The following is a 24,454-nucleotide window of genomic DNA, read 5'->3' as shown; positions in this document are numbered from 1 at the left end:
GTTCCTCTCGTGCTCAGACGGTGGGCGCGTCGTCGGTGCGGGGCCCGAGCGGGCCCACCGCCTCGAAGGCGCCCACCAGGGTCGTGTCGTCGCCGGAGAACTGGGCGGCGTGGGCCAGCCACTCCGGGAGCCGGTTCTGCACGGCGGGCATCCCCAGTTCGTGGGCGCGGCCGTGCACACCGGCCGCGAAGTCCAGGAAGCCCTGGTGGTCGGTGAAGCTCTTGGAGAGCCCGTCAGTGGACAGCAGCACCCCGGAGGGGCCCTCGCGGGTCAGCGGCTGCCAGTGGCAGCGGGCCCGGTGCCAGGCCTCGGGCGCGCACAGCGAGTCGGTCTCGTCCCCGAGGTCGGGCCCGGTGTACAGCGGCGTGTACGGCGTGCCGACGGCGTCCAGGACGACGATGTCGCCGTCGCCGAGCTGCCAGCAGACCAGGAGCCTGCGGGTGAGGACGGCGCCGACCAGGGTGGTGCCGTAGGCGGTGAGGTCGGGTCCCTCGTCGGTCCGCCAAGGGCGGCCGTGGGCCGGGGAGTTGGCGTCGTGCAGGGCGGCCCTCTGGAGCCAGCGGTGGCTGATCTGCTGGGGCAACCGGCGGGCCTCGCCGCGTAGTTCGGTGAGCGCCTGCCACCAGCGGCCGTCGTCCTCGGGGGCGTCGGGGTCGTCGTGGCCGACGGCGGCGTGGGCGAACTCCCCTGCGCAGGCGAGGAATTCCTCCACGGCCCAGCGGGCGCCGAGGTCGCTGCGGAAGTGCGGTGCGGAGCCGTGCCCGTCGGCGACGGCGAGCACCACGGCCCGCCCGTCGGCGATCCGGCGGGCGACGCAGCGGTCCTGGCTGTGTTTCTTGGCGGCGCCCTTGACCGCGCCTTCGAGCAGCTCCCACTGCTCGGCCGGGGCCACGACGCCCGTCACCAGACGGGGTCTTCGTCCTTGCCCAGGTCCACCTGCGACGGGACCGGGGCCGGTGTCGGGGCCGCGCCGTCGACCCGGGGGGTGGAGGCGGCCTTGACGGCGGTGGACATCCAGCGGATGGCGGCGGCGAGTTGACGCGGGTTCTTCGCGAGCAGCGGTTCCAGCTCGGGGTTGGCGAGGAACTCCTTGAGCATGCTCTTGTCGGCGTCGTCGCCGATGGCGAGGGCGACCCGGACGGCTCGTCTGCCCCAGGGGGTGTCGTCGATGGCACGCAGGCCCGCGCGCCAGTCGTCGGTGGGCTGGCCGTCGGAGACCAGGGCGAGGACCGGCGGCAGGGCGCGCTGCGGCATGGGCGGGGTCTGGAGGGCGCCGGCCGCGAGGCGGAACGCGGCGCCCATGTCGGTGCCGCCGTAGGTGTGCAGGTCCTCCCAGGTGAACTGGTCGACCGGGGTGGGTTCGTCGAGGTGCCAGCTGGCGCCGCTGGCGAAGGACACGGCGCGGACCAGCAGGGTGGCACCGGGGTTGGATCGGGCGGCCGACTGCATCTCCGGGATGGCCTCGCGGATGGCGAAGTTCAGCTCGGCGATCTTGCCGTTCACGCCCATCGAGCCGGAGCAGTCCAGCAGCCAGATGAAGTGCACGGGTCGGCTGGCCATGCTGCCGCCCGGCAGGTCGAAGGTGTCGCTCACGTTGGTCCTCTCCCCCGAGGTCGGGCCGTGAACGGGCCCGGGATTTCCTTGGTTCCAAGCCTAGTTGAGAATGCGCCCAAAGATCTGGTGCCCGCGAGGATTGCCGGACCCGCAGAGGTGAACTGTCCCCCTGCGCGCCCCGTGCGCACCACCCGCACCCGGCGTCACCTGATGCCGTGCCGCCACTTGTTCCAGGCGCCCACCCAGGGCTCCCCGCCCCGCCTGAGCAGCAGTTGGGCCACCTCGGAGAGGTCCCGTTCGTCGAGGTGCGGGAGCACGGCGCCGAGGACGTCGTGGAGGAGTTCGTCGGAGAGCTGGCGCCAGCTGGTGCGGGCGTTGTCGACCGGTTCGTACCAGACGACGAACAGGGCGGCGACCCGGCGGGGGTCGCGCAGCTGCGCCGGTGCCAGCGTGCCGCCCTGTGCGCGGGCCTCGCGGACGGCGTCCCCGTACTGCCGGATCAGGTTGACGCGGCCGGTGGCGAGCCAGCGTTGGGCGCCGGTGCTGCGCAGTTCCTCCGGTTCGGCGCGGATGATCCCGCGGGCGGTCCAGTAGTCGACGGCGTCGTCGAGGACCCGGTCCAGGCCGCCCACCCGCTCCTTCAGCGCCGGGAGCCGGTGTACCGCCTCGGCCAGCGGCAGCCGTCCGGCGGCGAACTCGTGCGCGAGATGGAGGAGTTGGGCGAGGGCGTGGTCGGACTCGGTGAGCTGGCCCTGGCTGTGGGCGGCCGCCCGGGTGAAGTCGTTGTATCTCCGGGTGGTGCTGTCGGGGTGGCGCAGCCAGTGGACGAGGAAGCGGGTCAGTCCGGCGTCGATGATCAGCTGGGGCGGGCAGACCTCGGTGACCCGGCCCTGTTCCCTGGGCGCGGGCTGGCCGCTGCGGGACGGCCAGGCCAGCGGCCACAGCAGCCGTACGGCGGCGGCGTCGGGCACCTGGCCGTCGAAGTGCCGGTGGACCAGTTCGATCCAGAGGTCGACGCCGTCGAGGCCGCGGCCGCGCGCCAGCCGGACCGCCGAGACCGCGAGCCGCAGCGGGAGGGGTCCTGTGGTGTCGAGGTGGTCGTGCAGCCAGTCGCCGTGGGCGGACTCGGCCAGCGCGCGCAGGGCCCTGATCTGCTCCAACCCGACGCCCTGGGCCAGCCGTTGGAGGACCCGGCGGGTGAAGGCGCGGTCGCCGAGGCTGTCGAGGAGGGCCACCGCGTCGGCGCAGCCCCTGCGGTCCCCGGGCCGGGTGAGGGCCCGGGCGACACCGGCCTCGGCGTCGGACAGGACGGCGTCATGTCCGCCGCCACCGGCGGTGAGCAGGATGTGCAGCGGTCTCACCCAGGCCGTGGTGGGCGGCTTGCCGAGCAGCCCGCGCAGTTCGTCCTCGGGCGGCGGCCCGTACTCGGCGCGGACCGCGCGCCGGGTGTCGGCGTCCAGCGGCAGGTCGACGGCGGCGGCCAGGACGGGGTCGATCTCCAGCGGGCCCGCGCCCTGGAGGCGGCGGCGGAGCAGGGCGGCGGCCAGCTGCTGGACGTCGGGGCGGCGGTGCGCGCCGACCCGGGAGCAGATCTCGGTGAGGTCGTGGAGGGCGGCGGCGTCGGTGGTGGGGTCGGCGGCCGCGTCGGTGGCGGCGGCGAGCAGGTCGCGCAGCGGCTCGGAGGCGAGCACGCTCCAGTCGCGGACGGCGAGGGCGCGGCGGGCGAGCGGCAGCAGCGTGAACGCGTCGTCGGCGCGGTCGGCGGGCTTGGGGATGATGCCCTCGCGCCAGAGCCAGGCGGTGAGTTCGGCCCAGGTGTCGGTGAGCGGGGGGCTGCCCGGGCCGCCGAGGCCGTCGTGCACCCGGAACAGATGGGTGCGGGTGACCAGGTCGAACCGGTCGAAGACGGCGTCGTCGAGGTCGGGCCCGATGCCGATGAGCTGCTGGGGGGCGGCGGCCGGGTCGTCGGTGCGGGTGGTGAAGGTGAGGGCGCGGGCGAGCGGCACGGGCAGCGAGGCGCAGGCCAGCGCGATCCAGCGGGCCACGGTCTCCTGCTCGCCCTCGGCGAGCACGAGCTGGCGGCCCGCCGGGTCGGCGAAGAGGCGGCGCACGTCGGCGAGGAAGGGGGCGATGCGGCCGGTCTGGTCGGCGGCGAACTTGACGAGCAGCGCCTCGTCCCAGCGCCGGTCGTGCCGGGCGAAGCTGTCGGCGCCGGGGCCGCCCGCCAGCGCGCGGGGCAGCCAGGAGTCGACGGGCCAGTGCGGCCAGTCCCCGTCGGGCGTGAAGCGGGCGTCGACGCGCACTCCGGCGTACGTCTCGTCGTGGCGGGCGCTGCACAGCAGGGCGCCGCCGTCCCGCTGTGGGAGCCGGGTGTGGCTGAGGGCGGCGGCGGGTGCCGAGCGGTGGGTGACGGCGATGACCCGCCGCAGCAGCGCGTCCGGCACGTCGTCGGGCAGCTCGGTCACCGGGGTGAGCCGGTCGGCTCCGGTGTCGGGATCGCGGTGGAGCACATAGCTGAGTTCACGGATCGCCATGGACCGATTCTGGCGATCCGCGCCGGAAAGCGCAGCAGGACGGACAAGTTGGGCGGGCAACGGGTGGAGAGGGCGGCCGCGCCTGCTCCGTACCGGCCGTTCAGGCCCGCACCTGAACGAGGGCGTGCGTGCCGCCGGTGCGCCAGCGCTGTCCCTCGGCCGCGACGAGGGCCGCCTCGGTGGCCGGGGTCAGTCCGGTGATGACCTCGGACTTGAGGGTGCGCAGCGCGGCGACCGGGCTCGGGAAGTACCCGGTGACGTCGGTGAACGGGGTGGTCGGCGGCCAGCGCCGATCGCCCACCAGGCGGCGGTAGTTGAGGTCGCCCTTGACGATGGTGAGGGTGGCACCGGCGAGTTCGGAGCGGACGTCGTCGGGCAGTTCGGCGTAGGGCAGCGGGCCCGCGGAGAAGGGGTGGGCGCGCAGGGTGAGGGTGCCGTCGGCGAGCGCGGCCCACAGCAGCCTGCCGTACCCGGCGGCGGCGCCGTCGGCCCGCACCAGCCGGGTCAGCGCGTCGACGACGTCGGCGGGGGTGGCGTCGGAGACGTAGTAGGGGTACGGCTTGACGTGCAGCACGGCCCGGCCGACGCGCCCCTCCCGCAGCAGGTGGGCGATGAGGAGCAGGTCGGGGATGAGTTCGCGGCCCGCGTTGTCGGCGATCAGGGCGAGGGTGGCGGCGCCGGAGGGCGGGAGCAGGGACCAGAGGGTGTCGCTGTCGTCGGCGACGAGTGCGGACACGGCGGCCGCGGCGGCCGCGTTCGCGTCGGAGAGGCGGAAGCCGAGGTCGGCGCGGTTGCCCCAGAGGGAGCCGTGCAGCAGGGCGCGGGCCTGTGCGGCGGCGGGGCGGTCGGCGAGGTCGTCGAGGGCGGCGAGTTCCGCGTCGGTCTCGGGGGCGGCGAGTTCGGCCTGCTTGAACGGGCGGAACGGGTCGATGCCCTGCCAGGGCCCCGGCGTGAAGTAGCCGACGGCTTCGAGGAGTCGGCGGTAGAAGTAGCTCTCCGACCAGAGCCACGGCAGCTCGTACCAGGAACGCCCGGCGTAGCCGTCCAGACCCCAGGACGTCCAGTGCTCGCGGTCGTGCGCGTCGGCGGGGAGCGGCTCGACGACGCCCCGCACGCAGCTGGCGTGGAGGGCGTCGAGCGCGCGATGCCGGTCGGGGTCGTAGGGGAAGGCGTCGCGGACCTGCCGGATGATCGCGGGATGCCGCTCGGCCAGGACGCTGCGGGGAAAGGACCCGGGTTCGTCACCGAGGATCACGGCGGGGGTCGGGGCACTGGACATACGACCCACGGTAGCGCGCACCCCACCAGACCCGACGCGCCGCACTGGGAGCCCCGCCTACCCGTACGCCCCGGGCGCGACTCCCACCGACCCACGCCCCCGCGCCGGCCCACGGACTCCCCCGCCTCGAACGCCCCCCCCCAGCCGAGCCCACCCACCAAGGCCAACACCGCCCGCCCCGGCCACCGTTCAGCCGAGCCCGCGCTTTGCGCCCCGCACTCCGCCCGACCGGGCCCGATCCCGCATTCCGGGCCACGCCCACCCGGCTCGAACGCCCACCCCGGGCCACGCCCACCCGGCCAACACCGCGCGCCCCGGCCGCCGTTCAGCCGGGCCTGCGCCCCAGGCGCCGTTCAGCCGGGTCTGTGCTGCGGGCGCCGTTCAGCCGGTCTGTGTTGCGCGCCTCGTTCAGGCCGGTCTGATCTCGCGTTCCAGGCGGGAGGCCAGGTTGAGGTAGCGGGCTCGGCGGGTGACCGGGACCATGCCGCGGATCATGACGTGCCACATCTCGGCGACCCGGCGCGGCTGACGCGCGACGGGTTCCAGGGAGCGGCCGACGACCCGGGTGCCGACGAACCAGCTGACGAGGGCGTGCGCGACCGCCTCCACGTCGATGTCCGGGTGGATGTCGGACTCCTTCATCGCCCCGTGCAGTCTGCGCACGGCGATGTCACGCCACTGGTTGAAGGGGTGGGTCAGCGGCGGGCGCACCTCCACCGGGCCGGTGGCGAGCCGGAGTCCGGCGCGCGGGATGGGGCTCTCGACGGAGAGCCGGGCGATGCCGAACGTGATCCGGATCAGCGCCTCCAGCGAGGAATGACCGCGCGCGTCCATCTCGGTCACCACATCGCGCAGGGTGCGCGACTGGATCTCCATGATGGCGTGCGCGAGGTCCTCCTTCGCCGCGAAGTGGAAGTAGAGGGCGCCTTTGGTGACCTGCGCGTGGTCGACGATGTCGCTCAGGCTGGTCGACTCGTAGCCGCGGCGGTCGAACAGGTCGGCTGCGGCCGTGATGATCGTCGCGCGGGTCTGTTCGGCGCGTAACTGCCTCGCCATCGACTGAACACTCCTGGGACGGAACCGAAGACTCCTGGGACGTGAAAGAACGGGTCATGCCGTTTGTTTCTTACTCCGCGTACACGATAGCTCACGGTGCGAGGGTGTTCGCGGCATATTCCAAGACCGCCGACGGCCGCTGTCCGAAAGGGACTTGGTCCGCCGGGCGACACGTGTCACCGCCCTGCCGGACGCTGCGGTACATCGGTGGTTCACAGATGGGAACGGCCACGGCATGTCATGTCCCTCCTCGGTCCCCCCGAAGCGACGACTGACCAGACGGCCGGGTGCCCGTGCCGGTGAGCGTTAGAGTACGAGGCGACCGGTTGGTTTTCAATGAGACGCAGAAGGCCCACCGCGACGTGCGACCGGTTTACGCACGCCCGGGGCATCGGCCGACCGGGGCGGCGAAGGGGGATCGCATGGTGAGGCAGGAGCGCGCGATCAGGACGCGCAGGACGATTCTGGAGGCGGCGGGCGCCGTCTTCGACGAGTACGGGTACGCCTCCACCACGATCGCGATGGTGATGGAACGGGCCGATGTCACCAAGGGCGCCCTGTACTTCCACTTCCCGTCGAAGGAGTCCCTCGCCCGCGCGGTCCTTGCCGAGCAACCGCCCCTGGGGGACGTGCCGTCGCAGCCGTGCAAGCTCCAGGAGATGGTCGACGTCACCTTCGTGCTGGGCCAGTGGCTGCTGACCGACCCGCTCGTCAAGGGCGGCGTCCGGCTGGCCGTGGACCAGTGCGCGCCGCAGAGCGTGGCGTACGCGGGCCTGTTCCGGCGCTGGACGGACCGGCTCACGGAACTGTTGCAACGGGCCGAGGAGCAGGGCGAGTTGCTGCCCTCGGTGGTGCCGAGGGACACCGTCGAGACGCTGGTCGGCTCCTTCGCCGGTCTCCAGTTGATGTCCCGGGCGCTGACCGACCGGGCCGATCTGGCCCACCGCATCTCGGTGTTGTGGTCCCACGTGCTGCCCAGCATCGCCGTACCGGGCCTCCTCCCCCGCATCGACACCTCCCCGGAACGCGCCCCGAGGATCATGACCAACCTCACCTGAACGCCCCGCACTTGACGCCGACCGGCCCTGACCCCGGCCCTGCACCCGGCCCTGCACCCGGCCCTGCACCCGGCCGGTGAACGCGGCGGCCCCCACCCCCGTACTCCCCGGGAGCCCCCTTCCCGCGTCGGCCGAGGAGACGTTCCGGATGTTCCGGATGACCGCACATCGCACCGCCCTGGCAGCCGCCCTCGCGACCCCGTTCCTGCTGTGGGCGGCGGGTCCGGCGCAGGCGCACGGCGCCCCGACCGATCCCGCGAGCCGGGTCTACGCCTGCTCCCCCGAGGGCGCCTCGACCGGGACCGCGTCCTGCCGGGCGGCCATCGCGGCGAACGGCGGTCCCTTCACGGCGTGGGACAACCTCCGGGTCGCGAACGTGAACGGCCGGGACCGGCAGACGATCCCGGACGGAAAGCTGTGCAGCGGGGGCCTGTCCGCGTACCGGGGGCTCGATCTGACCCGCTCCGACTGGCCGACGACCCGGCTGGCCCCGGGCGCCCGCATGACCATGACGTACGCGTCGACGATCGCGCACACGGGGACGTTCGAGCTGTATCTGACCCGGCAGGGCTACGACCCGGCGAAGCCGCTGACCTGGGCCGATCTTCCGGAGCGGCCGTTCGCCTCGGTCACCGACCCGGCGCTGACCGGCGGCGCGTACCGATTCGGCGCGAAACTGCCGTCCGACCGGACCGGCCACCACGTGCTGTTCACGATCTGGCGGAACACCAGCACCCCGGACACCTACTACGCGTGCTCGGACGTGACGTTCCCGGCGGCGCGCAAGGCCCCGGCGAGCGCCCCGGCCGCGCGGCAGCAGCCGAGCCCTTCGCCCACCCCGACTCCCGTGCCCAGCAAGGCATCCAGCCCGAGCCCCTCCCCTTCCCCCTCCGTCTCGGAGCGCACCGCGGCCCCGGCGGCGGAGGCAGCGGCCGCGCCGAGGAGCACGCCGGTCGCCGCGACCTCCGCCTCGGGCCCTTCGGCGCCGTCGATCGCGGGCGGCGCCGCGGCGGTGCTGGTGCTCACCGGCGGCGCCGCCCTGGCCCTGCGTCTGCGTCGACGCTGAACCCGCCCTGCGGGGGCGTCAGTTGACGTAGACGGTGGCGCCGTTGTCCTTCACCGGGGCGTACTTGGCGGTGAAGTAGCCGCTGCTGAAGCAGAGCGTCGAGCCGGACACCTTGGTGAACTGCTGGTTGGTGAAGTTGATGCTGTTGTCGGCGTTGCTGGATGTGCCGCTCAGCCCCGCCGACTGGTAGACGCAGGTGATGGAGCCGAGCAGGGTGCTCAGCTTGACCGTGGTCTGGATGGTGGAGCCGCTCGCCGGGGTCACCGCGAGCGCGCCGCCGGAGGCCACGGTGGTGGTGTACGGCATGTTGTCGACGGTGATGCTGCTGACGCCGGTCACGCCGACGACGTTGCTGGTGCAGCTGCTGCTGTCGAAGGTCTGGGCGGTGGCCGACTCGGTGGCGGTGCCGGGGGCGGCCGGGTTGGCGGTGACGGTCGCGGTGAACGTCGAGGACGTGCACTTCACCCCGCTGGTGCCGGTCGCGCTGGAGTAGAGGGTGGCGCTGGTGCCGGTGGCCAGGGGCGCGGTCAGGACATCGCCGACGGCGACGGCGGTGCCGCCGGCCGAGCCGGTGGTGAGGACGGTGCCGGCCGCCGAGGCGGGGACGGCGGTGAAGGGGACGGCGAGCGCGGCGACGGTTCCGACGAGGGTGAGCAGAGTGCGAGTGCGCATGCGGGCATGCCTCATTTCGGAAGTGACGTGGAACGGGGGTGAGTGGGAGGGGGCGCCGAACGGGAGAGGGCGCGGGCGGACGCGGGGCGGCGTCCGCCGTCGCCGGTCCCTCACGCCTTCTCCGTACGTGACGGACCGACAACGACGACCGGCCGGTGACCGGCGTGCGGACCCGTGGGGAGGGCCAGCAGCCGTGACCGGGCGGGCAGGACGGCTCGGCACGGACCGGGGGTCAGGGCCCGTGCGGGCCGCCGGTGGAGATCTGGTGCGGGCGGTCCAACGCCCGTGCTGCACAACGAGGTCCGGGAGACGCGGCGGTGCCGCGTCGGGGAATCCGGCGCCACGGATTCATGAGCGAGCCAGGGGAAGTTGTAGACCTGACGATCGGTCAACGTCAAGGGATCTCAAGGGAGTTGCTCAATGAGCTGGGATTCGGACCGGGACTGATCGACTCAGGACCCATAGCCGCAACACAACCAACACCCTTTTTTCACATCTCTCTTGACCCCAAAAAGTAACCCCCGGTAACTTCCAGGCAGGCTACTGCGGAGTACGAGCCGCACCTCAGCGCTCACCGGGAGGCGAGAGGAGGCGCGCCGCGCAGCCGCTGTCCGCGCCAGGACAACGCGCCGCTGATGCCCAACCCGCACGTCACGATGCACATGGGAGCAGAAATGGCCTCGTCCTCGGACGTCACCTCGTCCGCCGAGCAACCCGAGAACCCGCAGGGAGACCCCGCCGCGCGAGGCGGCCGGGTCCGGCTGCGCCGCGCCGCCGTGCTGGCGGTGCCGGCCACCGTGGTCGCCGCCGGTCTCGCCGTCCTGACCGCGCAGGGCGCGCTCGGCGTGCAGTTCGCGATCTCCGGCATGCCGTTCACGGTCACCGCGACCGAGCTGAAGGGCACCGGCTTCGAGCAGTTCGGCTCGCTCGACAACATGGCGGACGGCAGCCCGAACGCGGGCGACACCGGCGGCCAGGTCCTGGTGGTCACCTCGGCGATCAAGAACGCCACGCTGGCCAGCCTCTGCCAGAGCGTCGACCTCGGCGGCACCAACCTGCTGATCAAGGCGGGCAGCGGCGCGCACAAGGTCGAGGCGACCGACCTGACCACCGACTCCACCGAGCTGTCGGGTGACGCGTCGTTCGACAACATCGAGATCGGCAACGACGCCAGCACCCTCACCGAGGCGGGCGTCAAGGGTCCCAAGGGCGTCTTCAGTCAGCAGGCGGACACCGTGCGCATCGCCAACCTGCGGCAGACCAACTACGCGACCACGGCAGGTGTGTTCAAGCTTCCGGGTCTCAAGCTCGGCTTCAGCGACTCGGGTTGCTGATGGCGGGCGACTCCTCGCGGGGCATGCGGTCCGCCTTCCGGCACTGGCGGGCCGCACGGCCGTTCTGGGGTGGGCTGTTGCTCGCCCTGGGCGGCGCGGAGATCCTGCTGACCGAGAAGGCCTCCCTGAAGGTCGTCATGCACATCGGCATGCAGGGCCTGGCCGGGTATCTGCTGCCGGCCGTGATGGTGCTGTGCGGGGTGCTGACCCTCGTCAGCCCCGGCCAGCGGCTGTTCTACTCGATCCTCGGGGTGCTGGCCACGCTGGGCACCTGGCTCACCTCGAACCTCGGCGGCTTCTTCGTCGGCCTGCTGCTCGGGCTGGTCGGCAGCTGTCTCGCCTTCGGCTGGCTGCCGGACCAGGAGCCGCGCGTCGGCCGCCGAGAGCGGCGGAGGCTCAAGAAGGCGGCGGGGCCGACCCAGGCCGTACAGCCTTAGCCCGTACGGCAGTTGAGGGCGTCGCGGCCCCCGGGAGCGCCGCGTCGCTCACCTCTCCCCAACAGTTGCTATATTGCGCAACCGTATAACCATGGGGAAGGACGCAACGGCGCCGATGACTGTGACCAGCAGCCGAACCGCAGCTCACCCGAGGCACCGGGGCGAGCCTCCCCAGGGCCGCGCCGACCGCCGCCGCAGGAAGGGCGGCACCCGGCTGCGCACCACCCTGATCGTCGGCCTCTCGCTCCTGGTGCTGGTGGCCGCGGGCGGCGGCTGGCTCTATCTGCGGCTGAACGGCAACATCACCACGTTCGGCTCGGACGGTGTCTCCGACGACCGCCCCGACGCGGGCTCCTCCCAGGGCGAGAACATCCTCGTCATCGGCTCCGACGCGCGCACCGGCGGCAACGCGGCGCTGGGCGGCGGCGACCGGGCCGACGTGGGCCGCTCCGACACGTCGTTCCTGCTGCACATATACGCCGACCACCGGCACGCGCTGGCCGTCTCCATCCCGCGCGACACCCTGGTCACCATCCCGCCCTGCAAGCTGCCGGACGGGACGTGGACGACGACGCGGGCCGACACCATGTTCAACGCGGCCTATTCGGTCGGCCAGACCGCGCAGGGCAACCCGGCCTGTACCCAGAACACCGTCGAGCAGCTCACCGGGTTGCGCGTCGACCACACGGTCGTCGTCGACTTCAAGGGGTTCGCGCGGCTGACGGAGGTGGTGGGCGGGGTGCGGGTGTGTCTGCCGCAGGACGTCTACCAGAAGGACCTGAACCCCAACCGGGCCACGCGCGGCGACCTCCTCTTCAAGGAGGGCGAGCAGAACGTCTCCGGGGAGAAGGCGTTGGACTACGTGCGGATCAGGCACGGGCTCGGGGACGGCTCCGACATCGGCCGCATCAAGCGTCAACAGGCCTTCGTGGCCAGCCTGTTGAAGAAGGTGAAGAGTGACGGGCTGACCCCGGCCAAGCTGCTGCCGCTGGCCGACGCGGCCACCGGGTCGCTGACCGTGGACGCGGGTCTCGGCACCGCCGACAAGCTGATCTCGTTCGCGATGTCCCTCAAGGACGTCGACCTGCACAACACCAAGTTCGTGACGGTGCCCTGGCGTTACGAGGGGTCCCGGGTCGCGGTCGTGGAGCCGGACGCCGACGCGCTGTGGGCCGCCCTCAAGGCCGACCGCACCCTCGACGGCAAGGACGCCGGCGGCGGCACGAACACGCCGAGCGCGACGAAACAGAGCGCGACGACACCGACCCCGACCCCGAGCGCCGTCGACGGCACGGGCATCGCCGTCGCCGTCTACAACGGCACCACCGTCTCCGGCCTCGCCCAGCGGGCCGCCGACGAGCTGACCGCCGACGGCTTCACGGTCACCGGTACGGCCACCGCGACCACGCAGGACCACCCGACCACGGTGATCCAGTACGGGCCGGGTCTGGAGAGCCGGGCGCGGACGGTGGCCGGGGCGTTCCCGGGAGCCGGGCTCCAGCAGATCACCGGGACCGGCATCAACGTCGTTCTCGGGCAGTCGTATGCGAGCAGCGCGTCGCCCTCGCCCGTGCCGACGGCGGTGTCCAGCACGGTCGCCGGGGACGCCCGGTCGGCGGACGACGACCCGTGCTCGGACCTCAGTTACGGGTGACGGCGGGCGTAGCGGGCGCGGGCCAGCAGCAGGGCGAGGGTGTACAGGCCGAGGACCCCGGCGAGCAGCAGAGGGAACAGCGGCGGCAGCTCCGTCAGGCCCAGGGCGGCGCCGAGCGGGGTCGGCGGGAGCAGCAGGCCGATGACGGCCAGCACGGCGGCGGCCCCGCCCACCGGACCCGGTCTGCGGTCCTCGGCGAACCGGCGTCCGGTGCGCAGCAGGACCATCACCAGGGCCTGGGTGAGGAGGTTCTCGGTGAACCAGGCGGAGTGGAAGAGGGACTCGTCGTCGAGCGCGTCGGGGCCGTGCAGGGCGACCGCGAGGACCGCGAAGGTGGCGAGGTCGGCGACGGCGTTGAGCGCCCCGAAGACGGTGATGAACCGCAGGAACGCCCACGGCCGCAGCCCCGTCGGACGGCGCAGGGCGCCCGGCGCGGGACGGTCGAGGGCGAAGGCGAGCTGGGCGGCGTCGAAGCAGAGGTTCTGCACCAGCACCTGCGCCGGGAGCATCGGCAGGAACGGCAGCAGCAGTCCGGCGGCGAGCATCGCGAGGACGTTGCCGAGGTTGGAGGAGAGGGTCACGCGGAGGTAGGAGGCGATGTTGCCGCTGCTGTAACGGCCGGCGACGACGGCGTGCCCGATCGCGGTGAGGTCCTTGGCGCCGAGCACCACGTCGCCGGCCTCGCGGGCCACGCCGACCGCGCCCCGGGGCACGATGCCGACGTCGGCGGCCCGCAGCGCGGCCGCGTCGTTGACGCCGTCGCCGAGGAAGCCGACGGTGTGTCCGGCCGCGCGCAGCCCGGCGACGATCCGGGCCTTGTCGCCCGGGGTGCAGCGGGCGACGACGGTCGGGTGCGGGCCGGGTGCGCCGGGGTCGGTCGCGAGGCGTACGTCGGCCGGTTCGAGGCCGAGGTCGCGGCAGGCGCGGGCGGCGGTCGCCGGGTGGTCGCCGGTGAGGACGTGGACGGTGACGCCGAGCCCGGTGAGGGTGCGCAGGGCCTCGGCGGCGGTCGGGGCGGGCGCGTCGTGGAAGGTGACCAGGCCCAGGAAGCCGAGGTCGCGGGCGTCGGTCGGGGGCCGGTCGCGGGAGGGGCGTTCGCCGGTCGCGACGGCCAGCACCCGCACCCCGGCGGCGGCTTCGCGGGCGGCGAGCGCGAGGTGGCGGTCCCGTTCCTCGGGCGAGGCGGCGCACCGGTCGAGGACGTCCTCGACGGCGCCCTTGACGATGACGGTCTCGGTGCCGAGCCCGGGGCCGCGCAGCACGGCGGTGGCGAGCCTGCGTTCGGGGTCGAAGGGGGTGGCGGCGAGCCCGTCGTACTCCTCGCCGACCGCTCCGGCCGCGTCCAGGAGGGCTTCGTCGAGGGCGTCGGGGGCGGGGAGTTCGGCGAGTTGGAGGGTCCACCAGGTGTGGACGGCGGCCCAGCGCAGCACGTCGGGGTCGTCGCGCCCGGCCGGGTCCAGCGAGCGGGCGACGACCGGGCGGTCCTGGGTGAGGGTGCCGGTCTTGTCGACGCAGAGCACGTCGACGGCGCCGAGGTCGTGCAGGGCGGGCAGGCGTTTGACGATGACGTCGTGGCGGCGGGCGAGCAGGGCGGCGCCGCGTGCCAGGCAGGTGGTGACGATCACCGGCAGCATCTCGGGGGTGAGCCCGACGGCCACCGCGACCGCGAACGGCAGCGTCTCAAGGCCCCGGCCGCGCAGGGCGGCGTTGGCCATCAGGACCAGCGGCGGGGTCAGCAGCATGAAGCGGATCAGCACCCACGAGATGCCGTGCACGGACCGGTCGAACGCGCTGTCCTCGCGCGGCCCGGCCACCCGGTGCGCGGCGGCGAACCGGGTCCGCGCGCCGGTCGCCACGACCACGGCGGTGGCGCTGCCGGTGGCGACCCCGCTGCCCTGGAAGCAGAGGTGCTCCTGCCCGAACAGTCCGTCCCGCTCCCCGCCGGGCAGGTCGACGGCGGCCTTGGCGACCGGCGCCGACTCCCCGGTGAGGGCGGCCTGATGGACGGTGAGCCCGCGCGCCCGCAGCAGCCGGACATCGGCGGGGACCAGGTCGCCGGGGCCGAGCCGGATCACATCGCCGGGGACCAGGTCGGCGACCGGGACCTCGCGGGGGCGTTCGGGGCCGGTGTCGCCGCGTCGCAGGACGGTCGCGGTGCCGGTGACGAGGTCGCGCAGGGCGGCCATGGAGCGGTCGGCGCGGTGTTCGCCGGTCGCGCGCAGCACACAGCTGACGGCGACCAGGGAGAGGATCACGGTGGCCGGGCCCCAGGAGGCGACCAGCGCGGAGAGCACGGCGAGGCAGAGCAGGACGGCGGTGAAGGGGTCGCGCACCCCGCGCAGGCAGCGGCGCGGCCAGGACGGGGTGCGGACGGCCGGGACGGTGTTCTCGCCGGTCTCGGCGAGTCGGGCGGCGGCCTCGGCGTCGGTCAGTCCGCGCGGGCCGCTGTCCAGGCTCCGCAGGACGTGCAGCGTGCTGCCGTGGCCGTCGGCGGGGGCCGGGGAGGCCGTGTCAGAGGCCACGGAGGCGGGGCGCCGGCAGTGCGGTCCGGTCGGCCCGGTCGGCGAGGCGGCCCATCATCAGCCGCACCACGTCGACGATGTCGGGGTCGTCGACGAAGTAGACCTGGCGTCGGCCCTCGCGGCGGGCCCGGACCAGGCCCGCGAGCTTCAGCTTGGTGAGGTGCTGGCTGACGGCGGGCAGGGCGCCGCCGACCCGGTCGGCGAGGCCGGTGACATCGCTCTCGCCCTGGGCCAGCGCCCACACGATGTGCAGGCGGGCCGGTGAGGCGAGCATCCCGAAGGCCGCGGCGGCCTGGTCGAGCACGTCGGCGGAGGGGTCCTCGAAGCCACTGCCGGCTGTCGGCACCGTCGTCGCCCTTTCCTGTTCGTCGTGGGTGCGTGCCGGGTCGGTCCCGGAACCGGTCCAGTGTAGGTGGCCGGAAGCGGATCAAGGAGGGGGGAACCGCGCGGGACATCCGGTAGTTTCTACATTGCTGTAGAAACAGGTGGTCGGACGCACCCGCGCCGACCACCGTTCCGCGCGCCCCCGAACACCCCGAAACACCCCTGAACACCCTGAACACCCCTAGAAACACTCATCGACACCTCCGAGCACCTGGAGATCCGCATGGCCCTGTGGGACCGCGTCAAGGAATCCGCCACGACGATGCAGACCCAGCTCGTCGCGAAGAAGAACGACCTCAAGAGCGGCGCCTTCCGCGACGCCAGCATGGCCATGTGCGCCCTGGTCGCCGCCGCCGACGGCACCATCGACCCGGCCGAACGGCGCCGGGTCGCGCAGCTCATCGCCACCAACGAGGTCCTCCAGAACTTCCCGGCCGACGACCTGCGCCGCCGCTTCGAGGAGAACCTCGACAAGCTCACCTCCGACTTCGACTTCGGCAGGGTCAGCGTCCTCCAGGAGATCGCCAAGGCGAAGAAGAAGCCGGCCGAGGCCCGTGCCGTCGTCCAGATCGGCATCGTCATCGGCGGCGCCGACGGCGACTTCGACGCGACCGAGCGGGCCGTGGTCCGGGAGGCCTGCTACACGCTGGACCTGCCCCCGCACGAGTTCGACCTCTAGAACGTCCGGCGCCTGCGGGGCGTCCGGCACCTCACGCCACCTGAAGACCTCAAGCACCTCAAACACCTCAAGCACCTCAAGCACGCGCGGACCGAGGCGGTCCGGCCCTCACTCCCCCGAGGGCCGGGCCGCCTCGGCCGTTCGCTCCCGCGCTCTTGCGGTGCTCCCGTTCATTACGATGCGGCCGCGACAACTCACCGCATGCGGTCGGTCACTTGACGACCAGTGGTCCCACGCGATTGGCTCCGGCCCAGCGAGAGTCACCCGTTCGGCGTACCATCAGCCGCTACCCGGATGGCTCCTTCTCGCCGTTCCTCCAGTTCGGCCGCACAGCGAGGTGCCGCACCCTCATGAAGACTCCACCCCGACCGCTCCCGCGCCGCAGACCCGGGCCGCTCCTGGCCCTGGCGCTGGCCTGCGCGCTGTTCGCGGCCGGCTGCTCGGCCACGGGCGGGTCCGCCGACGCCTCCGGCGAGGGCGGCGCGGCACACGCGACTCGGCCGAAAATCGCCCTGGTCACCCATGGTGGCAAGGGCGATGCCTTCTGGGACCGGGTGAAGCGGGGCGCGGAGGACGCGGCCGCCAAGGACGGCGTCGACCTCGCCTACAGCAACGACCCCGACCCGACAGGCCAGGCCGACCTGGTGCGCGACGCCGTCCGTGACCGGGTCGACGGCATCGCCCTGACCCTCGCCAAACCGCAGGCCATGAGGGGACCGATCGCCCAGGCCAAGGCCGCCGGCATCCCGGTCGTCGGCCTCAACTCCGGTATCGACGCCTGGCGGGCCTCGGGGCTGCTGGGGTTCTTCGGCCAGGACGAGAGCCTGGCCGGGCGCGCGGTCGGCGAGAAGCTGAACGCCCTCAAGGCCACGCACGCGCTCTGTGTGATCCACGAGCGCGGCAACGTCGCCCTGGAGGCGCGCTGCGCCGGGGTGAAGAAGACCTTCGACGGGCAGACCGACATGCTCTACGTGGAGGGCACCGACCAGGACGCGGTCGCCGCCGCCGTCACCGCCCGGCTGCGCCAGGACCCGACCATCGACGAAGTCATCGCCAACGGCGCCCAGTTCGCGCTGACCGCCGTCAAGTCGGTGCGGGCGTCGGGCAGTAGGGCCAAGGTCGCGACCTTCGACCTCAACGGCGACCTGGTGGCCGCCGTGCGCGCTGGTGATGTGCAGTTCGCCGTGGACCAACAGCCCTACTTGCAGGGATATCTGGCCGTCGACGCCCTCTGTCTGTACCGGGCCAACGGCAACGTCAGCGGCGGCGGTGTCTCCCCGGTGCTGACCGGACCGGCGTTCGTGACCAGGGGCAACGCCGATTCCGTCGCCAAGTACGCGGCCGACGGGACCCGTTGACGCCCTCCCGATGACGCCCTCTGTCGCATTCGTGCAGGTGTCCGGATAACATCCATGGCATCCTGTGCGCCCCTCGCTCCGCAGCCTTCGCAGCAGTCCCCCGCGTCCGCCCCGCTCCCCGACGTTCCCCGACCCCCTCCCCTCCCCGCTCCGCAGATCGCCTAGGACGACGATGTCTCCACGGACAGGTGCCCGGCGCCGGCTCGGCTCCATACGTCTCTCGCTGATCCTGCTGGCCCTGGTGCCCAGCGTCACCCTCGCCGCCCTGTGGGGGGTGACCACGACGCAGATGTTCGCCGAGGGTCTCAGGCTGCGTGCCCAGACCGAGTTGAGCCGTTCGACCGGCGCGATGGGCACCGAGGCGGCCCTCGCCCTGCAACGCGAGCGCAGCCTCTCGGCGCTCTGGCTGGCCCACCCGGGCGGTTCCCGCACGGCCCTGGACGCGCAGCGGGCGGTCACCGACAGGGCCGTCGCCGAGCTGGTCGGGCAGTCCGACGCGATCCGCAAGGCGCCGTCGCGGATCTCGGACCGGCTGTACTCGGTGCTCGGCTCGGTCGGCAGCCTGGAGTACTACCGCAGCCAGGTCGACGACCCGACGGACATCACCGCGGCGCAGGCCCTGGACCAGTACGGCTCGATCATCGACGACCAGATCCACGCCTTCCAGGAGCTGTCCCAGGTCGACGACGGCGACCTCACCTCGCAGGCCGGGCCGCTGGTCGCCCTGGAGCACGCGGCGGAGCTGACCTCCGAGGAGGACGCGCAGCTCATCCAGGCCTGGTCGAAGGGGCGGCTCAGCGCCTCCGGCTGGTCGTCGTTCACCGAGGTCGTCAACGTCCGGCGGTGGCTGGTCAAGGACCAGATCGTGCCGGCCCTCACGGGCAGCGCCAAGGCACAGACCGAGCGCATCCTCCAGAGCCCCGAGTGGCAGACCCTCACCGACATCGAGGACCAGGTGCTCGCGGCCCGCCCCGCCGACGGCGGTGACGGTGAGGTCGCGCTGCCGGACGAGTCGAAGCAGTGGCGGACCGCGCTGGAGAAAGTCGGCGACCAGTACGGCGCGTTGATCCAGCGGCAGACGGCCGGACTCCTGGACCGCAGCGCCGACAAGGCGCACAGCATGCTGCTGATCGCCGCCTCGCTGAGCGCGGGCGGTCTGGTCGGCCTGGTGGTGTGCGCGGGCATGTCGTGGCGGATCACCCGGTCCCTGTCACGCCGGCTGCGCGGGCTGCGGGAGGCCACCCTGAGCCTGGCCGAGGAACGGCTGCCCGACGTGGTGACCCGGCTCGACCGGGGCGAGACGGTCGACGTGGACCTCGCCGCGCCGCCCCTGGACTACGGCCGCGACGAACTCGGGCAGGTGGCACGGGCGTTCAACAAGGCGCAGCGCACGGCCGTGCACACCGCCGTCGAACTCGCCGACACCCGGCGGGGTTTCCAGAAGGTCATCCTCGGGATCGCCCGGCAGAGCCAGAACCTGGTCAACCTCCAGCTCACCAAGCTCGACGCCCTGGAACGCCAGCACACCGACCCGGACGTCCTCAAGGGCCTGTACGAACTCGACTCCACGGCCAGCCAGTTGCGCCGCTACGAGGAGAACCTCGTGATCATCAGCGGGGAGCAGCCGCGCCGCAGCTGGCGGGAGCCGGTCGCCCTGGTCGACATCCTGCGCGGCGCGGTCGGCGAGGTCGCCGAGTACCGGCGGGTGGAGGTGCACACCGACGAGGACGTGTACGTGGCGCCGCCCGCGGTGGGCGACGTCATCCATCTGCTGGCCGAGCTGATCGACAACGCGACGGCGTACTCACCGGCCCCGAGTCCGGTCGGGGTCCGCGCGACGACCGTCGCCAAGGGCCTCGCGATCGAGATCGAGGACCGCGGGCTCGGCATGTCGGAGGACGACTACGCCTCCATGAACGCCCAGTTGGCAGTGGCGCCGCAGTTCGACGTGGTGGCGCTCGCCGGTGATCTGCGGCTCGGCATGTTCGTGGTCGCGCAGCTCGCCACCCGGCACGGCATCGCCGTCACGCTGCGGCCCTCGCCGTTCGGCGGGACGACGGCGATCGTGCTGCTCCCGCACGACATCGTGGTCCGCGAGGCACCGCAGGAGACGGCACTCGCCCCGACGGTGACGGCGCCCGCGTCCCAGGAGGACGTCCCGGTGGTGCGGGAGCCGTTGCACGCGGTGCCCGCGCCCGCCCGGAGCGGGCCCGTGGCGCGGCGCGCGGGGGCGGCGCCGTTGCCGCGCCGGGTGCCGCAGACCTCGCTCGCCGCCGAGCTGCGCGAGGAGACGCCGGCCGAACCGGGCGGCGGCGCCGAGGAGTTCACCGCGGAGCGGGCCGCCGCCTCGCTCGGCGGATTCCAGCGCGGCACCTTCCAGGCCCGCGACGAGGACGTCGAACCGCCGCCGGACACCCCCGTGACCTCTGCGGGCTCCCCCGTGACCTCGACTCCGCCTGACGAACGCTGACGAAGGAACCGCCATGACACGCCCGATACCCGCCACGCACACCCAGCTCGACCAGTTGCTGACCGGCCTGGTCGACCGGGTCGCCGAGGTCAACCACGCCGTCGTACTCTCCGAGGACGGTCTGGTCGTCTCCAAGTCGACCGGGTTCCTGCGCGACGACGCCGAGCGGCTGGCGGCGACCGCGTCCGGTCTGATGAGCCTGAGCAAGGGCGTCAGCATGGACTTCCGGGGCGGTCCGGTGCGCCAGGCGCTGATCGAGATGGCGCACAGCTATCTGATCCTGACCTCGGCCGGGCCCGGCGCCCATCTGGTGGTGCTCACCAGCCAGGGCGCCGATGTCGGGGTGGTCGCCTACCAGATGAACATGCTGGTGAAGAAGATCGGCGAGCACCTGAGCGCGGCGCCGCGGGCGGGCGTCGGCCCCTCTGCCGAACCCGGCGCGTGAGGTGAACGGCGGCGAGACGGCGGGCCGTCTGGTCCGGCCCTTCGCCCTCACCGGCGGCCGGACCCGGCCCAGCCGCGCCGACTTCACGCTGATCACCATGGTGACCGCGGTCGATCCGCCGCCGAGCCGGGCCGCCCGCCCGCAGCCGGAGCAGCAGCGCATCCTGCGCCGGTGCGTGGAGCCGATCGCGGTGGCGGAGCTGGCCGCGCTGCTCGACCTGCCGGTGAGCGTGATGGTGATCATGCTCTGCGATCTGCTGGAGGACGGCCGGATCACCGCCCGCGCGCCGCGCCCCGTCTCCCGCACCCCGGACCTGGACCTGCTGAAGAAAGTGAGGGACGGCCTTGGCCGGCTCTGACACCGTCGTCCGCGACGCGCCGCTCGCCCCGGCGGCGCCGGACACGGTCAAGATCCTGATCGCCGGGGGTTTCGGCGTCGGCAAGACCACGATGGTCGGCGCGATCAGCGAGATCGCCCCGCTGCGCACCGAGGAGCCGCTGACCACGGCGGGCCTCGGCGTGGACGACCTGGACGGCATCGAGGAGAAACGGGCCACCACGGTCGCCCTGGACTTCGGCCGCATCACCATCAGCCAGGAGCTGGTGCTGTATCTGTTCGGCACCCCGGGTCAGCAGCGGTTCTGGTTCATGTGGAACGACCTCGCGGTGGGCGCGCTCGGCGCGGTCGTCCTGATGGACGTGCGGCGCCCCGAGTCCAGCTTCGCCGCCATCGACTTCTTCGAACGCCGGGGCATCCCCTTCGTGGTGGGCGTCAACGGCTTCCACGGCGACCATCCCTATCCGCCCGAGGAGATCCGCGAGTCGCTGACGCTCCCGGACCATGTCCAGGTGCTGCTGTGCGACGCGCGGGACCGCGAGTCGTGCCGGGATGTGCTGATCGCCCTGATCGACCAGCTCATCACCAGGGCACTGGGCCCGAACGGGACGGGACGGCTCGCGCGTCCGGAGGGGTGAGGGCGCCGATCCGGCCCGGACCGGCCGCGTTCAGGGTGCGGTTCAGGGCCTGTTGGAGCGCGAACCGGCCGGCGCCGACGAGTGCGGCGTCGGCGCCGAGGCTGGCCCGCTCGATCACCAGGTGCTCGGTGACGAGCGGATGGCAGCCCTCGTAGAGCTGGCTGCGGACGGCGGCGACGAACGGCTCCAGGGTGGAGAGGCTGCCGCCGAGGTAGACGGCGTCGGGGTGGAAGAAGTTGACGTTGGCGGCGAGCACCTGGCCGAGGTAGCGGCCGGCCTGCCGGACCGCGCGGGTGGCCTCGGGGTCGGCGTCCCGGGCGAGCCGTACGACGTCCTCGGTGTGGTCGACGTCGAGTCCGCGCCCGCGCAGGATGCCCACCAGCGCCGCCCCCGAGGCGACGGTCTCCAGGCATCCGGTGTTCCCGCAGGAGCAGGGGGTGTCCTGGGCGGCCTCGACGCGGACGTGGGTGATCTCGCCGGCCGCGCCCGCGCCCCGGTAGAGGCGGCCGTCGGCGATGACACCGGCGCCGATCGCGGTGCCCGCCTTGACCATGATGGACTGGTGGCGTTCGACCGGCTGGGCGGAGTGTTCGCCGACGGCCATGCAGTTGGCGTCGTTCTCGATGGCCACCGGGACGCCGAAACGATTCTCCAGCCAGTCCCTGACCGGGAAGCGGTTCCAGCCCGGCATCCGGGAGGGCAGCGCGACCACGCCCCGCGTCACATCCACCGGTCCGGGTAAGGAGAGCCCGATGCCGCGCAGCCGGGTCCTGCCGTGCTGGTCGACCAACCCCTGGAGCGCCTCGGCCAGTCCGGGCAGCGCCGCGTCGGGGCCTTCGGCGGTCGGGAACGGCACGGTCGCGACGTCGGTGAGGCGGCCGCCGGGCAGGGCGACGCCCACGCGCGCGTGCCGGCCGCCCAGTTCGGCGGCGACGGCGAACCCGTCGCTGCCGCCGATGCGCAGCACCTTGCGGGGGCGGCCGCCGGCGGAGGACACGGTGCCCTCCTCGGCGACCAGGCCGTGTTCGAGGAGCTGGCTCACGGCGAAGGAGATCGTGGACGGCGCGGCGCCGAGCAGTCCGACGAGTTCGGTGCGCGTCGACGCCTGGCCGGACGCGAGAAGTTCGAGGACATGTTCCGTGAGGGAGGAGAAACCGGCGTGGTTCCTGCGGCGCGACCGCACGCGCCCGGGACTTTTTTCGACCATGGGGGGAACTTCCGAACTCGGCGACCGGGGAGCGTCGAGCGTAAGCCTTGGGTAGGGGGTGCAGGCTTTTTCCAGAACAGCAGAAACAGTCTGTTTACCAAACCGGAGTGAACCCTCTCATGGAGCGTCAGGCGCCCACTCCGCCACCGACGCCAACAACGCCAGGGCATCGGGCTTCGAGGTCGTCGACGCGTGGCCGGGTGGCGGGAATGCCGATCGGCGAGCAGATCCGGCCAAGGCCGTCGGGACGATTGACGCGGACACGGCGCACTTTTAGCTTCTGACCGGCCTGTCGGACTCTGTTCGATATTTCGACGGCCGTCTCCCTCCCCCCGCGCCCGCGCGCACCCGCACCCTGGAGATGAAGATGAGTGCAGGTCCCCACCTGTCAGGGCCCACGCCGTCCCGCCGTTCGTTCCTCGGAATGGCGGCGGCCGTTCCGCTCGCCACGACCGGCGCCCTGGCGCTCGGGGCCGGGACCGCGTACGCGGCGGACGCCGCCTATGTGATGGGCTACTTCACCGAGTCGCCGGACATGCTGGGCGCCAACTACGGCCTGCACCTGGCCGTCAGCACCGACGGCCTCCAGTGGACCCCGCTCAACCAGAACGCGCCGGTCGCCACCCCCACCGCCGGGTCCCTCGGGCTGCGCGACCCGTTCATCCTGCGTAAGCGGGACGGCTCCTTCGTGGTGCTCGCCACCGACCTGAACGGCACCGACTGGAGTTACGTCAGCCAGTACATCCACGTCTGGGACTCACCCGACCTGCGCACCTTCACCGGGTACCGGCGGATGAAGCTGCACGACATGAACACCCACAGCTGGGCGCCGGAGGCCTACTGGGACGCGGGGCGGCAGCGGTACGGGGTGATCTACTCGGCCGTCGACGACAGCGGCCACAACGTCATCATGGTGAACTACACGACCGACTTCGTGACCGCGAGCGCCCCGCAGGTCTTCTTCGACCCGGGCTACGACGTCATCGACGGCGACCTCGCGATCGGCGTGAACGGCGTCAACTACCTCTACTTCAAGAAGAATTCGACGCTGGTCGGCGCCCGCTCCAGCTCCCTGGACCCGGGCAGCTTCACCGAGTTCTCCACGGCCGTCTCACACGGCGGCACCGAGGCACCGACGTTGGTCAAGTCCCTCACCTCCAGCTCGACCTGGTACCTGTGGGGAGACACCTGGTCGCCGAACGGGGTCTTCTACGCCTGGACGACCAGCAGTCTCGCCTCCGGTACCTGGACCCCGCTCGACCAGCGGACCTACACGCAGCCCCTCAACTCCAAGCACCTCACCATCCACCCGATCACCACGGCCGAGTACGCCGGTCTGCTCGCGACGTGGGGCACCCCGGCCTGGAACCGGCTCAAGTCCTACAACTACCCGGACCGTTACGTCCGCCACTCCAACTACACGGCCCGCATCGACGCGTACGCCTTCGACCCCTACCAGGACTCCCAGTGGACGCTGGTGCCGGGCCTCGCCGACGGCGCCGGTGTCTCGTTCCGGTCGGTCAACTACCCCTCCCGGTACCTGCGTCACTGGGATTACGCGCTCCGGCTCGACGAGAACGACGGCACGCCGACGTTCGCCGGGGACGCCACGTTCTACCGGACGGCCGGGCTCGCGGACCCGGCGTGGACGTCGTTCCGCTCCTTCAACAACCCGACCCGCTACCTCCGGCACGCGGACTACGTGCTGCGGATCGACCCGGTCGCCACCGCCACGGAACGGCAGGACGCGACCTTCTCGGTCGGGTACTGA

The 24,454-nt window shown here is 72.7% G+C and carries 21 protein-coding genes; 12 read left to right on the top strand and 9 right to left on the bottom strand.

The window, feature by feature from the left end:
• Positions 1-13: 13 nt before the first annotated feature.
• The 5 genes from ACIQOU_RS05325 to ACIQOU_RS05305 form a co-directional block, all read right to left on the bottom strand.
• Complete coding sequence (locus ACIQOU_RS05325; RefSeq protein WP_401534016.1) at positions 14-904, bottom strand: protein phosphatase 2C domain-containing protein; 891 nt, start codon at positions 902-904, stop codon at positions 14-16.
• The gene (locus ACIQOU_RS05320) at positions 901-1,560 is read right to left on the bottom strand and encodes a tellurium resistance protein (protein WP_401534669.1); all 660 of its coding nucleotides are present in this window, start codon (positions 1,558-1,560) and stop codon (positions 901-903) included. The genes ACIQOU_RS05325 and ACIQOU_RS05320 overlap by 4 nt, the downstream gene beginning before the upstream one ends.
• A gap of 197 nt (positions 1,561-1,757) precedes the next feature.
• Complete coding sequence (locus ACIQOU_RS05315) at positions 1,758-4,088, bottom strand: GTPase-associated protein 1-related protein (RefSeq protein ID WP_401534015.1); 2,331 nt, start codon at positions 4,086-4,088, stop codon at positions 1,758-1,760.
• Between the two features lie 100 nt (positions 4,089-4,188).
• Positions 4,189-5,367 carry a damage-control phosphatase ARMT1 family protein gene (locus tag ACIQOU_RS05310; RefSeq protein ID WP_401534014.1) on the bottom strand — a complete coding sequence of 393 codons (1,179 nt, stop codon included), beginning with the start codon at positions 5,365-5,367 and terminating at the stop codon, positions 4,189-4,191.
• 408 nt (positions 5,368-5,775) lie between these two features.
• Positions 5,776-6,423, bottom strand: coding sequence for a ScbR family autoregulator-binding transcription factor (locus tag ACIQOU_RS05305; RefSeq protein ID WP_401534013.1), 648 nt, complete (start codon positions 6,421-6,423; stop codon positions 5,776-5,778).
• Between the two features lie 422 nt (positions 6,424-6,845).
• Here ACIQOU_RS05305 and ACIQOU_RS05300 point away from each other — a divergent pair, with 422 nt between their 5' ends.
• Positions 6,846-7,481 (top strand): ScbR family autoregulator-binding transcription factor, encoded by a 636-nt coding sequence (locus ACIQOU_RS05300; RefSeq protein ID WP_401534011.1) that lies wholly within the window; start codon positions 6,846-6,848, stop codon positions 7,479-7,481.
• 148 nt (positions 7,482-7,629) lie between these two features.
• Complete coding sequence (locus ACIQOU_RS05295; protein WP_401534009.1) at positions 7,630-8,547, top strand: lytic polysaccharide monooxygenase; 918 nt, start codon at positions 7,630-7,632, stop codon at positions 8,545-8,547.
• An 18-nt stretch (positions 8,548-8,565) separates the two neighbouring features.
• Here the strand turns inward: ACIQOU_RS05295 and ACIQOU_RS05290 are convergent, their stop codons facing one another.
• On the bottom strand, positions 8,566-9,219 hold the full coding sequence (locus tag ACIQOU_RS05290) for a Tat pathway signal sequence domain protein (RefSeq protein WP_401534007.1): 654 nt from the start codon (positions 9,217-9,219) through the stop codon (positions 8,566-8,568).
• Between the two features lie 674 nt (positions 9,220-9,893).
• Here ACIQOU_RS05290 and ACIQOU_RS05285 point away from each other — a divergent pair.
• From ACIQOU_RS05285 to ACIQOU_RS05275, 3 genes are all read left to right on the top strand, one after another.
• The gene (locus tag ACIQOU_RS05285; protein ID WP_401534666.1) at positions 9,894-10,553 is read left to right on the top strand and encodes a DUF6230 family protein; all 660 of its coding nucleotides are present in this window, start codon (positions 9,894-9,896) and stop codon (positions 10,551-10,553) included.
• Entirely contained in the window at positions 10,553-10,990 is a 438-nt protein-coding gene (locus tag ACIQOU_RS05280; RefSeq protein WP_401534006.1) for a DUF6114 domain-containing protein, read from the top strand. The genes ACIQOU_RS05285 and ACIQOU_RS05280 overlap by 1 nt, the downstream gene beginning before the upstream one ends.
• 115 nt (positions 10,991-11,105) lie before the next feature.
• The gene (locus ACIQOU_RS05275; RefSeq protein WP_401534004.1) at positions 11,106-12,644 is read left to right on the top strand and encodes an LCP family protein; all 1,539 of its coding nucleotides are present in this window, start codon (positions 11,106-11,108) and stop codon (positions 12,642-12,644) included.
• On the opposite strand, the gene mgtA is transcribed toward ACIQOU_RS05275, so the two are convergent.
• Together mgtA and ACIQOU_RS05265 are read right to left on the bottom strand one after the other, a co-directional pair.
• Positions 12,635-15,166 carry a magnesium-translocating P-type ATPase gene (gene mgtA, locus ACIQOU_RS05270; RefSeq protein ID WP_401534003.1) on the bottom strand — a complete coding sequence of 844 codons (2,532 nt, stop codon included), beginning with the start codon at positions 15,164-15,166 and terminating at the stop codon, positions 12,635-12,637. The genes ACIQOU_RS05275 and mgtA overlap by 10 nt on opposite strands.
• Positions 15,156-15,512 carry an ArsR/SmtB family transcription factor gene (locus ACIQOU_RS05265; protein WP_401534002.1) on the bottom strand — a complete coding sequence of 119 codons (357 nt, stop codon included), beginning with the start codon at positions 15,510-15,512 and terminating at the stop codon, positions 15,156-15,158. The genes mgtA and ACIQOU_RS05265 overlap by 11 nt, the downstream gene beginning before the upstream one ends.
• A gap of 261 nt (positions 15,513-15,773) precedes the next feature.
• Between ACIQOU_RS05265 and ACIQOU_RS05260 the strand changes: the two genes are divergently transcribed.
• The 6 genes from ACIQOU_RS05260 (at position 15,774) to ACIQOU_RS05235 (ending at position 21,476) form a co-directional block, all read left to right on the top strand.
• Positions 15,774-16,229 carry a tellurite resistance TerB family protein gene (locus ACIQOU_RS05260; protein ID WP_401534001.1) on the top strand — a complete coding sequence of 152 codons (456 nt, stop codon included), beginning with the start codon at positions 15,774-15,776 and terminating at the stop codon, positions 16,227-16,229.
• Between the two features lie 350 nt (positions 16,230-16,579).
• Positions 16,580-17,587: a substrate-binding domain-containing protein gene (locus ACIQOU_RS05255; RefSeq protein ID WP_401534000.1), complete on the top strand. Its 1,008-nt coding sequence runs from the start codon at positions 16,580-16,582 to the stop codon at positions 17,585-17,587.
• 172 nt (positions 17,588-17,759) lie between these two features.
• On the top strand, positions 17,760-20,057 hold the full coding sequence (locus tag ACIQOU_RS05250) for a nitrate- and nitrite sensing domain-containing protein (RefSeq protein ID WP_401533999.1): 2,298 nt from the start codon (positions 17,760-17,762) through the stop codon (positions 20,055-20,057).
• Positions 20,058-20,070: 13 nt separating this feature from the next.
• Positions 20,071-20,502 (top strand): roadblock/LC7 domain-containing protein, encoded by a 432-nt coding sequence (locus tag ACIQOU_RS05245; RefSeq protein WP_401533998.1) that lies wholly within the window; start codon positions 20,071-20,073, stop codon positions 20,500-20,502.
• A gap of 1 nt (position 20,503) precedes the next feature.
• Complete coding sequence (locus ACIQOU_RS05240; protein WP_401533997.1) at positions 20,504-20,860, top strand: DUF742 domain-containing protein; 357 nt, start codon at positions 20,504-20,506, stop codon at positions 20,858-20,860.
• Positions 20,847-21,476 carry a GTP-binding protein gene (locus ACIQOU_RS05235; protein WP_401533996.1) on the top strand — a complete coding sequence of 210 codons (630 nt, stop codon included), beginning with the start codon at positions 20,847-20,849 and terminating at the stop codon, positions 21,474-21,476. The genes ACIQOU_RS05240 and ACIQOU_RS05235 overlap by 14 nt, the downstream gene beginning before the upstream one ends.
• Here ACIQOU_RS05235 and ACIQOU_RS05230 read toward each other — a convergent pair.
• Positions 21,421-22,683 carry an ROK family protein gene (locus ACIQOU_RS05230; protein ID WP_401533995.1) on the bottom strand — a complete coding sequence of 421 codons (1,263 nt, stop codon included), beginning with the start codon at positions 22,681-22,683 and terminating at the stop codon, positions 21,421-21,423. The two genes, ACIQOU_RS05235 and ACIQOU_RS05230, sit on opposite strands and share 56 nt — an antisense overlap.
• Positions 22,684-23,050: 367 nt before the next feature.
• Between ACIQOU_RS05230 and ACIQOU_RS05225 the strand changes: the two genes are divergently transcribed.
• Positions 23,051-24,454, top strand: a complete 1,404-nt coding sequence (locus ACIQOU_RS05225) for a glycoside hydrolase family 43 protein (RefSeq protein ID WP_401533993.1) — start codon at positions 23,051-23,053, stop codon at positions 24,452-24,454.

Origin of the sequence: Streptomyces sp. NPDC091279, assembly GCF_044757465.1 — a bacterium.
GTDB lineage: Bacteria > Actinomycetota > Actinomycetes > Streptomycetales > Streptomycetaceae > Streptomyces.
Note: the sequence above shows the minus strand (reverse complement) of the source record. Positions and strands in the feature narration are given on the sequence as shown.